Origin of the sequence: Candidatus Methanodesulfokora washburnensis (assembly GCF_003947435.1) — an archaeon.
Classification (GTDB): Archaea; Korarchaeota; Korarchaeia; order Korarchaeales; family Korarchaeaceae; genus Methanodesulfokora; species Methanodesulfokora washburnensis.
The window spans coordinates 1-12,064 of the sequence record NZ_RCOS01000155.1 but is presented as its reverse complement, the minus strand read 5'-3'; the positions used below and the strand labels follow the sequence as shown (position 1 = coordinate 12,064).

Annotated in this window: 10 protein-coding genes; all 10 read left to right on the top strand. The window is 46.3% G+C overall.

Annotation, left to right across the window (positions count from 1 at the left end):
- The first annotated feature begins 11 nt into the window (after nt 1-11).
- Nucleotides 12-167: a hypothetical protein gene (locus D6D85_RS17275; protein ID WP_373695751.1), complete on the top strand. Its 156-nt coding sequence runs from the start codon at nt 12-14 to the stop codon at nt 165-167.
- A gap of 139 nt (nt 168-306) precedes the next feature.
- Nucleotides 307-2,274 carry an ABC transporter substrate-binding protein gene (locus D6D85_RS13440; protein ID WP_125672549.1) on the top strand — a complete coding sequence of 656 codons (1,968 nt, stop codon included), beginning with the start codon at nt 307-309 and terminating at the stop codon, nt 2,272-2,274.
- Between the two features lie 3 nt (nt 2,275-2,277).
- Nucleotides 2,278-3,291, top strand: a complete 1,014-nt coding sequence (locus tag D6D85_RS13435) for a FecCD family ABC transporter permease (protein ID WP_125672548.1) — start codon at nt 2,278-2,280, stop codon at nt 3,289-3,291.
- A complete protein-coding gene (locus D6D85_RS13430; RefSeq protein WP_125672547.1) occupies nt 3,279-4,055 on the top strand; it encodes an ABC transporter ATP-binding protein in 777 nt (258 codons plus the stop codon). Before D6D85_RS13435 ends, D6D85_RS13430 begins: the two co-directional genes overlap by 13 nt.
- Nucleotides 4,055-6,436, top strand: a complete 2,382-nt coding sequence (locus D6D85_RS17095) for a cobaltochelatase subunit CobN (protein ID WP_161969887.1) — start codon at nt 4,055-4,057, stop codon at nt 6,434-6,436. Before D6D85_RS13430 ends, D6D85_RS17095 begins: the two co-directional genes overlap by 1 nt.
- Entirely contained in the window at nt 6,423-7,949 is a 1,527-nt protein-coding gene (locus D6D85_RS17090; RefSeq protein WP_125672545.1) for a cobaltochelatase subunit CobN, read from the top strand. The genes D6D85_RS17095 and D6D85_RS17090 overlap by 14 nt, the downstream gene beginning before the upstream one ends.
- Entirely contained in the window at nt 7,949-9,856 is a 1,908-nt protein-coding gene (locus D6D85_RS13415; protein ID WP_125672544.1) for an ATP-binding protein, read from the top strand. The genes D6D85_RS17090 and D6D85_RS13415 overlap by 1 nt, the downstream gene beginning before the upstream one ends.
- The gene (locus tag D6D85_RS13410) at nt 9,834-10,826 is read left to right on the top strand and encodes a hypothetical protein (protein WP_125672543.1); all 993 of its coding nucleotides are present in this window, start codon (nt 9,834-9,836) and stop codon (nt 10,824-10,826) included. The genes D6D85_RS13415 and D6D85_RS13410 overlap by 23 nt, the downstream gene beginning before the upstream one ends.
- Entirely contained in the window at nt 10,827-11,747 is a 921-nt protein-coding gene (locus tag D6D85_RS13405) for a hypothetical protein (protein ID WP_125672542.1), read from the top strand. It abuts the gene before it with no gap.
- A 61-nt stretch (nt 11,748-11,808) separates the two neighbouring features.
- On the top strand, nt 11,809-12,064 hold a 256-nt coding region (locus tag D6D85_RS13400), incomplete at its 3' end, for an AlbA family DNA-binding domain-containing protein (RefSeq protein WP_133308326.1).

Genomic DNA, 12,064 nt, shown 5'->3' with positions numbered 1-12,064 from the left:
GGCCTGAAACAATAGTTGCAAGCTACATGCAGAAGGTAAAAGTTCCCTCTATATATGGATTTCCTGTGGGCCATTCTGACTTCAATTTAGCCCTTCCCATAGGTGTTAAGGCCAGAATAAATGCAGATGAGCTCAAGCTCTCAATACTGGAGAGTGCTGTGGATTAATCTGGAATATTTTTTATTTCAAACTTATTTTATACTCTATCGATTATTGTCGATAGTTGATACCAAACAGAGATATTGTTGTTACTAAATAAGAGAAAGTGTTAAATAGAACTGTCACCAATTCTGAAATGGTGTTATCATGAGTAAGGGACTGGCGAAGCTCTGGGCAGTACTGTTAGTAGTCCTTGTGGTAATTGGAATATCAGCGGCTGTTTTTCTCATGTCGCCGTCTGCTAAACCTGCTGGGCCCAAATACATCACAGTAATTGATATGACGGGAAAGGCTGTCAATATCTCAGCTCCTGTAAACAGGGTTGTGATATTGCAGTCTTACTGGGCGGAGACAGCATATCTTTTGGGTGCAGGCGATAAGATAGTTGGGATATCAAAAAGCGTGAGGGATTCCATCTGGATCCCCGATTATATAAGGAACAGGACTGTTGTAGGTGATATCTTTTCAGGAATAAATCTGGAAACCGTGGTCAGCCTTAAACCGGATGCAGTAATAACTGACACAGGTTATGGCAAGGCTGAGGATGTGATAAAGAGCCTAGAAGGTCAAGGAATACCTGTTGTGAGGATGTTCTGCCGGAACTTCGACGATCAACTTAAAGCGATAAGGATAATAGGCACCGTTCTCAACTCCACTGTTAAAGCAGAGGAACTTGCTAATTATCTAAGTAATAAGTTTAATAAAATAAAAGAGGTTGCATCGAAGATACCTGAGGGAGAGAAGCCAAGGGTTCTGATGCTTTCATCCATAAAAGAGGGTCTTGTCAGCACATACTCCAACAGCACATGGGGTAGGGCTGTGGAGGATGTAGGCGGGATAAACATAGCTTACAGGGAATTTCCAAACCAAGCATGGCCGAAGGTCAATGTTGAAAAGGTGCTTGCCTGGAATCCAGATATAATAATAGTGGTATCCTTTGATGAAAAGACATTGAGCCAAACAGTGCAGCTCCTCACAAAAGACCCGTGGAACAAGACTGCTGCCGCTAAGAATGGGAGGATATATGGAGTTCTTGCCGGAGGCATGCGCAAAGAGGCATTTCTGGACTGGGGTCCAAGGATGCTCATAGGCTACATGCAGCTGGCAAAACTGATTCAGCCGAAATATTTTAAGGATCTGGATTGGAGGAAGGAAGCGGATGAGCTGCTAACTAAATTCTATAGCATGAAGAAGTATATAACAGTAAAAGATGTGCGTGGAAAGGAGATCACGTTGCCTTATCCTGTTGAGAGGGCAGTCGTTATCGAAGGCTATGAGATCACCGCCGCACTCGGAGCATTTGATAAGGTTGTTGGATCTCAGGATTATGCCGTGAAGAGAGATCGAACTTTGCAAAAGGTTGTTCCGAATATAAAGGACATGCCAATCGTAGGTACTGCATCGTCAGTAAATATGGAAATGTTATTGTCCTTAAGACCAGAGGTGGTAATAACATGGGATGTCTATCCAAAGGTCATAGAGGACATAGAGTCTGCAGGAATACCCGTGGTAGCGATACGCATAAAGAACTTGACCTCGCTTGAGGAGACTATTCGCCTTCTAGGTAAGATATTTGGAAAAGAGGCAAGGGCAGAAGAAATTGTATCATTGATGAATGAGGCGATCAAATTTGTGAGAAATAGAACAAGGGAAATACCTGAAAATCAGAGGTTAAGAGCACTTTATCTGGCTAATCCTCAAACTCTGAACGTATGGGGATGGGGGACTACACATTCTCAGATTTTTGAGCTAGCTGGGCTGATAGACGTTACTAGGGGGAAGATGCCACCTCCTGGCTACGGCCAAGTCCCATTAGAGACTATAACGGGATGGAATCCCGACATCATATTTCTCGCACCTCGAGTTTGGTGCAAATGTACGGTAGAAGATATCTATAACGATGCGAAGTGGCAACAAATAAACGCTGTCAAAAATCATAGAGTATATCAGCTTCCTCTCATGTCATCATGGTCTCCTGAGTTCGCAACACTATCCCTTTACTATGCTGTTAAGGCGTATCCAGATCTCTTCAAGGATGTAAACTTCGATGAATTCTATAAGGAGTTCACAAAGAAGATATATGGCGTGCCTCTGGAGCCTTACTACGGAGGATAAACAATGGGAAAAACATCCTTTACAATCCTTGTGGTTCTTCCCTTCATCACATCATTTTTATCCCTCTTCTTGGGTTCTTACATTATTCCACCTGAGACAATCCTTCGCATGATATTCATGAAGCTAATTTCTCCCAGCACTCACTCCCCCTGGCCTGCTACATACGAGACAATAATATTTGACATTAGACTTCCAAGAATAGTCTTAGCTCTGCTGGGAGGGGTTGCCCTCTCAGTTTCAGGGGCCTCCCTCCAGACTGTCTTCAGAAATCCTCTAGTTGACAGCTATATACTTGGCATCAGCGCAGGAGCTGGATTCGGCGCAGCTCTGGCGATAGCTGTTATTCCATATGCAGTCAGCATTCAGCTGTCTGCTTTCATCTTCGGCCTTCTGGCCTTCTTCATCACATATTCCATCGCCAAAACTAGGAGTGGAACTCCAATTGTCTCCCTCATTCTAGCTGGTGTCATAGTGACATCCCTGTTTAGCGCAGGTATATCGCTGATAAAGTTCTTCACGGATCCCCATCGGTTAGCTGGAGTTGTAACCTGGCTGATGGGAAGCCTTGCAGTATCAGGCTGGGGTAACGTTGTCTCAATAACTCCATCAGTCTTTATCGGATTCATAGCTCTCTTCCTGATGAGATGGAGGCTCAATGTGCTCTCAATGGGGGATGAAGAGGCCAGATCCCTTGGAATAAATGTGGAAAGGGATAGATTTATTGTTCTTCTTGCGGCCACATTGATGGTCTCCTCCTTCACCTCGATAGCAGGGATAATAGGGTGGATAGGGCTCATGGTCCCCCATATGGCGAGGATGTTCCTGAGATCTCCTGACAACAGGGTTGTGATACCTGCATCCGCATGCATTGGCTCAGCTCTCCTTCTTCTTGCGGATGATGCTGCTAGATGTCTGACAACATACGAGCTTCCTGTCGGTGTTTTGACGACAATAGGGGGAGCCCCCTTCTTCCTCTATCTCCTGAAGAGGGGAGGTGCGAGGGCATGGAGAGAGTGATAGTTGAGGATTTGTCATTTTCCTATGGGTATGGGTTTGAGCTGAGGGATATCAGCCTAAGGGTGAAAAGTGGAAGCATAGTCACCCTCCTCGGGCCCAATGGCTCCGGAAAAACCACGCTGTTAAAGTGCATAAATGCGCTGCTGAAACCAAAAACTAGCTGTGTCTATGTGGATGGCAAGGACGTGCTGAAAATGAAGGAAAGCGAGCTGGCAAAGCTCATGGGCTATGTTCCTCAATCGCACAGTCCTGTATTTCCATACACTGTGCTAGATGTTGTTCTCATGGGCAGGACCTCCTACCTCAACATCTTTCAGCAGCCCTCCAGAGCAGATATCGACAAGGCTGAGGAAGCCCTTAAATCGGTTGGATTATACAGCTTGAGGGACCGTCCTTACACGGAGATAAGCGGTGGAGAGAGGCAATTAGTTCTCATTGCAAGAGCTTTAGCTCAAGAACCAAAAGTCATCCTTTTAGATGAGCCAACAGCCCATTTAGACTTCAAAAATCAGTTTAAAGTGTTGAGGGTCATCAAGGAGGTGGCTAGAAAAAGGGATGTAGCGGTCATAATGAGCTTGCATGATCCAAATCTGGCATATCTCTTCTCAGATGTGATAGCCCTCATGAAGGACGGGAGAATAGTGGCATGCAGCGATCCCAATAGTGTTATCACGAGGGAGAACATCAGAGCAGTCTATGGAATAGATGCGGAGATAGTGGACAATGGAAGAGGGAAGCTTGTGCTTCCGCTGGAGGCGGTATGATGAAACTCTCGTTTATCATTGGATATGGGGCATCCATGTTGCCTCTTCTTTCAAAAGTCCTGAAGGAGGAGTCCAAGGAGCACGGATTTGACTACCTTGTGATAAATAGCGATCTCTCCGAAGAATATGCAAAGGAGATCATGGAATCGGATGCTATCGTTCTATATGCATATGAGCTTCCTGAAAGCGCTGAAAATGCCCTGAAGGAAAGTAAGGCCAGAGTTATAGCACCGATATCTGATTACTATCTGCATTTATCGAGGGGCTCTCCCATGCTCCTCTCTAGCGTAGAAAAATACTTCAAGATAGGAGGAGAAAGAAACTTCAGAAACTTGATTCATCTCCTTCTCAGAGAGCTTGGGCTTCCCGTAAATGTGGAACCCGTTGAGGATGTTCCATGGAATGGCATATATCACCCCAAACTTGGGACGTTCGGGGATCTGAAGAGCTACCTTCAGGCATATAAGCTGAGGAGACCGGCTGTTGGAATCCTCTTTTACAGAACTTACTGGCTTTACAACAACATCCAGTTTGTGGACGATCTCATAAACTCCATGGAAGAGGAAGGAATTAGCGTGATTCCAGTGTTTACCTACGGCTCCAGAGATGATGCCATTGGAAGTCCATCTAAAGAGGACTCGATAAGGGCATTCTTCATGAAAGACGGGGAACCCATCATAGATGTGCTGGTGAACACGACAACCTTTTTCCTGCTTGATCATGGAGAGTGGGAGAAGAGGAAATATGCAGAGGTGGGAGGGGTCGAGCTTCTTAAAAAGATGAATGTTCCCGTGATAAACCTAGTTCTCTCCTATTACAAAAGCGTAGATGAGTGGCTGGCTGATCCCCAAGGAATTGACTATCTATCACAGGTCTACAGCATAGCTATGCCGGAGGTGGATGGAGCAGTGGAACCCATATTCATTGGAGGGGCGAGGATTAATGATAGTGGCGTGAAAATATACGAAACCTACAAACCACACGCAAAATACATCGCTAAAAGGGTGAAAAAGTGGATAGAGCTGAGGCAGAAACCTCCTAAAGAAAGAAAAATAGCAATTGTCCTCATAAATCCGCCATGCAAGGGGCTGGAGGCAAATGTAGCAGTTGGAATGGGATTGGATGTCCCAGAATCGATAACCAAACTTCTTCATAGGCTGAGCGAGCTCGGCTATGATGTAGGTGATGTATCAAAGCTTCCAAAAAATGGAAAAGAGCTGATAAGGATGATAATGGAGAGGAAGGCGATAAGCGAGTTCAGGTGGACCTCTGTTGAGGACATTGTAAGATGTGGTGGTGCAGCGGCCTTTGTTGATGAGGAAACGTATCTGGAGTGGTTCAACGAGCTTCCAGATGATGTCAAGGCAAAGATGGTGAGGGACTGGGGACATCCATCCGATGTGCTAAATGGAAGGGTGAGCAAGGTCTTCGTTGGAATGGTGCACAACCACAAGTTCGTCGTCCCTGGCATAAGGTTTGGGAACGTCTTCATAACACCGCAGCCCAAGTTCGGGTGCGCAGGCTCGGCTTGTGATGGGAAGGTGTGCAGAATACTTCACGACCCGACAATAGCTCCACCTCATCAGTGGCTTGCTGTCTACAGGTGGATCACGAGGATCTTCAAGGCAGATCTGATAATGCACTTCGGAACTCACGGATATCTAGAGTTCAGGCCCGGAAAAGGCGCTGGATTATCCCCATCCTGCTGGCCAGAGATCTCTGTGGACGATGTCCCCCACCTCTACGTATACATAGTGTCCAACCCGATGGAAGGAGTGATAGCGAAGAGGAGATCATATGCTGAGATAATAGACCACATGTATCCTCCAATGGCCATGGCTGATGTCCTTGAGGATCTTGAGCTCCTGCTTAATCAATACTTGAAGGCAAAGCAGAGCGGTGATTTCACAAGAGCTGAGATAACATACAAGGAGATACTGGAGAAGGCGAGAAAGAACAACATCCCGATAAGGGGAGACAGTCCAGAGAAGGTAGCAGAGGAGGTGCACAGATATCTAGACATGGTCAGGGGGACTCAGATAAACATGGGGCTGCACATCTTTGGTTGCTCTCCTGCAGATCCATCGAAGCTTGCCAATTATGCTGTCACAGTGATGGCATACGATTCCCACAACTTCCCATCGATAATAAGGACAATAGCTGAGTACATCGGGCTGAACTATGATGAGATGAAGGCTAATCCTTCGGGGGTAAATGAGCTAGGGTTGACGAACTCTGAGACCACTGAAATGATAAGAAAGGTCGCTGTAAAAGTTGTTGAGAGCCTTATAAAGAATCCTGAGCTGAAAGATAACCTTTTGGATGTTGTAAATGGGGAATTAAAGCTTGTTTTTGGAGGTGAAGTGTATGCAGAGGTGTGAGTTGAGGCCTAGGCAGGATTTATCAAGAAAAGTTGAGAAGGCCTTTCTGAGGGCCCTAGATATCGTTGAAAGGATAAGGAAAAGCGGAAAAGCGGAGTATGAGGGCTTCTTTACGGGAGTCAGCGGAGGATATGTGGAGCCTGGGGCAAGCGGGGCCCTGACAAGGGGAAAAATAGAGATACTGCCCACTGGGAGGAACTTCTATGCAGTTGACCCCACCACATTGCCTACTCCTGCGGCTTGGAAGGTAGGCATAGACACAGCGGAGAAGCTGATAAAATACTACCTGGAGAAGCACGGAAGGTATCCGGAGAGCGTTGGACAGGTTCTCTGGAGCATTGACGGGTACAAGGCGGATGGAGAACAATTGGCCCAGATACTGTACCTTCTTGGCGTAAAGCCTGTCTGGAGGCCTGATGGCTCTGTGAAGGAGCTCGAAGTGATCCCATTGGATGAGCTGAAAAGGCCGAGGATAGACTGTGTGATAAACATGAGCGGCATAGTTAGGGACACTCTTCCAAACTACATCTACCTGATAGATGAGGCCGTTACAAAAGTGGCTTCCTTGGATGAGCCGCTTGACATGAACTATGTGAGGAAGCACTACATGGAGCACTTATCAAAGCTCATGGAGATGGGAAAAAGCACGGCAGAGGCCCAGGACATATCTCTCAGCAGGATTTTCTGTGCTCCTCCTGGAGCTTATGGAGTTGGTGTAAACCTAGCTGTGGAAGCATCTGCTTGGAAAAATGACGATGACCTAGCCAAGACGTGGATACAGTGGACCAGTTATGCTTATTCTAGAAAGCACTTCGGAAAGCCAGCTCCTGAGGGTCTTGTTCTAAGCCTCTCCACTGTTGATGTAATTAATAGAAATCACATGAGCGATGAACATGATATATTTGGCTGTTGCTGTTACTTCTCATTTCACGGCGGGTTCTTCAATGCGGTCAAGGTGCTGACAGGGAGAAACGACATAGAGATAGTGACAGTGGACACAAGGGATATCTCATCGACTCAGGTCAGGGGGATGAAGGATGAGATAGAGAGGATAGTGAGAGCTAAGCTTCTAAACCCAGTCTGGATAGATGAGATGAAGAAGCACGGATACAGAGGTGCGAATGAGTTCTCTAGGAAGATACTGCACCTGTATGGATGGTCCGCGACAACAAAGCTTGTTGATAAATGGGTGTTTGATGAAATCACAAATACTTATGTTCTAAATGAGGAGATGAGGAGATGGTTCGAGGAGAACAATGTATGGGCCCTTGAGGAGATAGCCAGAAGGCTCATAGAGGCGGCTGAAAGAGGGCTGTGGAACCCATCTGAGGAGATGCTGCAGAGGCTAAGGGAAGTTTATGGCGAGATAGAGGGGATCCTTGAGGAATCTATCGGGGAAGGAGAGGTGCAGGGAGGGGCTATTCAGATCTACACTTCTGAAGACGATCAGCATTGGAAGGAGAGAATGCAAGATGTGGAGAAGGTCATCAGCATGCTGAAAAAGGTGAGTTAATGGTGGAAAGAAGGAATGTTCTCCCATTCACCGCAATAGTCGGTCAGGAGAAGGCCAAACTGGCCCTTCTAGTGGCCGCAGTAAATCCAGCTGTCGGAGGAGTTCTCCTCAGCGGGGATAAGGGGACTGGGAAGACAACTCTTGTAAGGGCTTTAGCCGATCTTCTTCCGGAGATAGAAGTTGTCGCAGACTGCCCATTTGGGTGCAATCCAAGGAACCCGCTCGAGATGTGCGACTCCTGCTATGAAAAAGCGGTAAATGGTGGGGATCTGAAAGTAGCAAGGAGAAAGATGAAGGTTGTTGATCTGCCCCTCAGCATAACAGTTGACAGGCTCGTCGGAACTCTTGACATAAAAAGAGCCCTGAAAGAGGGAATAAGGGCTCTTCAACCTGGGCTTCTGGCGGAAGCCAACAGAAACATACTCTACATAGATGAGGTGAACCTCCTAGAGGATTATGTAGCTGATGTTCTTCTCGACTCTGCTGCAATGGGATGGAACATAGTGGAGAGGGAGGGGATATCCGTCAGACATCCTGCTAGGTTTATACTGGTTGGGAGCATGAATCCAGAGGAGGGAGAGCTACGTCCACAAATACTTGATAGATTCGGCTTATTTGTCAGCATAGAAGCACCTCTGGATCCCGACACGAGGATAGAGGTTGTGAAAAGAGTGGAGGAATTTCAATCGGATCCAATTTCCTTTGCTGAGAGGTACAGACCCTTGCAGGAGGAGTTGAGGAGGAAAGTTGTTAAAGCTAGGGAGATCATAAATGAGGTTGCTGTTCCGGATGACCTCCTCCAGCTCCTAGCAAAATCAGTTGTGGAGATGGGGATAAGAACTCACAGAGCTGAGATAGTCACAGTAAAAGCTGCAAAAGCAATAGCTGCTCTAGATGGGAGGAAAACAGTGAACTTAGAGGACTTAAAGAAAGCAATGGAGCTTGCATTACCGCATAGAATTAAATCAAGACCTTTCGAGGAGCCTCCTCAGCCACCCAAGCCACCGGAGGATCGCAGCCCTCAGGAAGATGAGAGCAAAAGGCGAGATGAGAAAGAGCAGGGCAAAGGAGAACAAAAGGGGAAAAAGATGGAGAACAGCAGCACAGTTCCCCCCTCGCTGGGAAATAAGGAGGAGAAGTTCAGCGCTGAGGAAGTGGATATGGAAAATGAGAAAGCGCTCAAACTTAAAGATAGATTTCAGCGGGCAAGGGGCTCCAGAAGCGTGAGGACGACTGTTATAGACAACCCGCATGGAGCTCCCATTTCCTATACCACACCGAGACATGATCCCCATGATATAGATCTCACAGCAACCATGATCAGTGCAATCCTGAGGAAAAGCCCGGTCATAGAGGAGGGGGACATAAGAGTGAGGGTTAGAAAAGCTAGGACTAAGAGGCTATGTGCTATATTGCTGGATTCCAGTGGAAGCATGGCTGCGATGAGAAGGATAAGAATAGCAAAGGGAATAGCCATGAACTTCATAAAAAATGCCTATGTGAAGAGGGATGAGCTGGCGCTGATCTGCTTCAAGGGAGCTAAGAGCGATGTATTAGCTCATCCAACTAGGAGATACAATGATGTCCTGAGGCTGCTGGATGGGGTGAAAACAGGTGGAAGGACACCCCTTCCCTCTGCTCTGCATAACTTAGCTACAATGGCAAGGATTTTCAAGGAGAAATACAAAAATGCTGTTGTAACCGGAATTCTGGTGACTGATGGAAAGGCAAATGTGCCGCTTGGAGGAGATATAAAGGAGGAAATGGAGAGGCTCTGCAAAATGCTGAAGAGGATGAATGTTAAGCTTGAGATATACGACACAAGGCCATCAGGGGTGATAGATCCAGCCCCCTCTTTCATCGATTTGATGGCAAAATTGACAGATGCCGAGGTGCACAGGATCTGAGGTTTCCAGCATGGCATCAGCTTTACTTTCAGATATATTGCTCCGCTACGCCAGCTCTCTTCTCTTTCTTCTGGCAACAACATTTGCTGGTGTTTTTCTAGCTGATATCCTTTTCTCCTTGGGTTTTCATAGGAAAATTGGAAGGCCTCTTAGACCTTTGCTGAAATCAGCCAGACTGCCTGAAGAGCTCTCCGTTCCGATAATAACTGGCATGATAGATTCTAGGGCAGAGCATGCAATAGTGTCCTCTCTTGTCAGAAGTGAGGCTTTGAGCCACAGAGAAGCAGTGTGCTACAGTCTCATATCTCTTCCCTTCGGAGGATCAAGGTTGATGATACAATATGTGCTGCCAGTTGCCATAGCAGGGCTTGGCCCTGTTGTCGGCACCATATATGTGGCTTTGTCCATTCTGGGTCTCTTCATCGGGATGATAATAGGTGTAATTGGTGGAAGAATTTTTCTCACAGAGGAGCGGAGAAAAATAACATTGGAGGATGAAATACAGGGCAGGAAGGTCGACATCCGGAGGTCCCTCCTAAAAGCAGCATCAATGACGAAAAATGTAGGAGTAAAATATGTAATAGTGGTTATAATACTCTCCATTCTTATTTATTTTGGAATGTTTGACTACTTGAAAAGTTTGTCTACACCTCTGGCAAAAGCATTCTTTGTGAGCCCAGTAGCCCTGCCGATCACGATTACCTATGCGGTCAACTCCATGGCTGCAGTACTAATGGCAGGTGAGTTCATAAGAGGAGGGATAGTAATGTGGAAGGACGCATTAATTGCCCTGTTTGTAGGAAGGGTAATTTTCGCTATAATATCTGAGTTTCCTAGGCACTCATTTCCATTCTATGTGTCCATATATCAGCCGAAATTGGCCCTGAAGTTGACATTAGCCCTGATTTTCTACACTCTTATTTCAACTCCTCTCTTGGTGCTTGCGGTCAGGATCCTGCCGGTGGTCTGAATGAACCCTTTGGGCATTTTGCAGGGCATACTAACTCTAATAGCAGCGACTTTTTTGGGAGTGTTGATAGCAAACATCCTGATCTCCCTGGGATATATAGAGAAGGCTGGCTTCATGTTTGTCCCGCTGATGAGGGCAGCGGGGCTTCCAAAGCAGCTTTCTTTCCCTGCAATAGTTGGCGTAATAGATGGAAAGGCTGAGCACTCGATAATTTCGTCCTACATGAGACAATCCAAAATAGGAGAGGCTGAGGTAGTGGCATATAATCTTGTTACCTCTCCTTTAGCGGTGCTTTTCTATCTTTACAGATACTATCTGCCAATTTGCGTTGTCTCACTTGGATTATTTGCGGGCGGGATCTACATAGGACTCTCCCTTATCTCATCCCTAGTTGCATTTGTGATCGGAGTTGTATATGGTAGGATCCGAGTTAAAGGCAGAATGCTTGTAGAGGATCGTTTTGAGGGGCAGAAGAGGAAAAGCCTTAGGGACTGCCTCAGGACAGCCACCTTTGTAACTCTATATATAGCAAAAAGATATATAGTAATTACTATAGTGCTACTGATATTGGATTATTTTGGCATTTTCTCCCAGCTGAAGCTAATGCTGAGAGAAGCAAGAATGCCTCTCAGCCCTCAGGGCCTTGCTGTAGTTGCAACACAGGTGGCAAGTCCGACGGCAGGTGTGTTGATGGCAGGAGAGCTTTTAAAAAGCGGATCAATAACGGTAAAGGAGGCACTGACAGCCCTTATCCTCGGGAGATTCCTGTTTCTTTTCTCACAGGACTACCCTCGAGCATCCTTCCCATTTTATGCCTCCATGTATCCGGTTAGCACCGCTGCAAAACTGGTTCTGTTCTCCGCACTGGCTACATTGATATCAACTCCTCTATGTATTTTACTTATTTACATCTTTCTCTAGCATTCCGGAATATTCCGGAACATTCCGGAATGTTTATAGACTTCCGGTGGAGAACAGCAATGTGGGCATCCTAGAGCTGATAGCTAAAGGGGAAGGCCAAGATGTAGAATTTAAATCGAGTCTAAGCGAGAGAAGAGAGATATTGGAGACTATATGCGCCTTCTCCAACTCAAATGGAGGGACAATACTCGTAGGTGTTGATGACAACGGAAATTTGGTGGGCATAGAGATGGGGAAAGGCGTGATAGAGGGGCTGATAAATGAAATCAAGTCATCCATAGAACCTCCTGTTATACCGCAGATAGAGACAGCAGAGG

Excerpts from the sequence above, each read along its gene's own strand:
- D6D85_RS13410 (WP_125672543.1), top strand. The coding sequence starts at position 9,834 with ATGCCGAGGTGCACAGGATCTGAGGTTTCCAGCATGGCATCAGCTTTA.
- D6D85_RS17095 (WP_161969887.1), top strand. The coding sequence starts at position 4,055 with ATGAAACTCTCGTTTATCATTGGATATGGGGCATCCATGTTGCCTCTT.
- D6D85_RS17090 (WP_125672545.1), top strand. The coding sequence starts at position 6,423 with ATGCAGAGGTGTGAGTTGAGGCCTAGGCAGGATTTATCAAGAAAAGTT.
- D6D85_RS13405 (WP_125672542.1), top strand. The coding sequence starts at position 10,827 with ATGAACCCTTTGGGCATTTTGCAGGGCATACTAACTCTAATAGCAGCG.
- D6D85_RS13435 (WP_125672548.1), top strand. The coding sequence starts at position 2,278 with ATGGGAAAAACATCCTTTACAATCCTTGTGGTTCTTCCCTTCATCACA.
- D6D85_RS13430 (WP_125672547.1), top strand. The coding sequence starts at position 3,279 with ATGGAGAGAGTGATAGTTGAGGATTTGTCATTTTCCTATGGGTATGGG.
- D6D85_RS13415 (WP_125672544.1), top strand. The coding sequence starts at position 7,949 with ATGGTGGAAAGAAGGAATGTTCTCCCATTCACCGCAATAGTCGGTCAG.
- D6D85_RS13440 (WP_125672549.1), top strand. The coding sequence starts at position 307 with ATGAGTAAGGGACTGGCGAAGCTCTGGGCAGTACTGTTAGTAGTCCTT.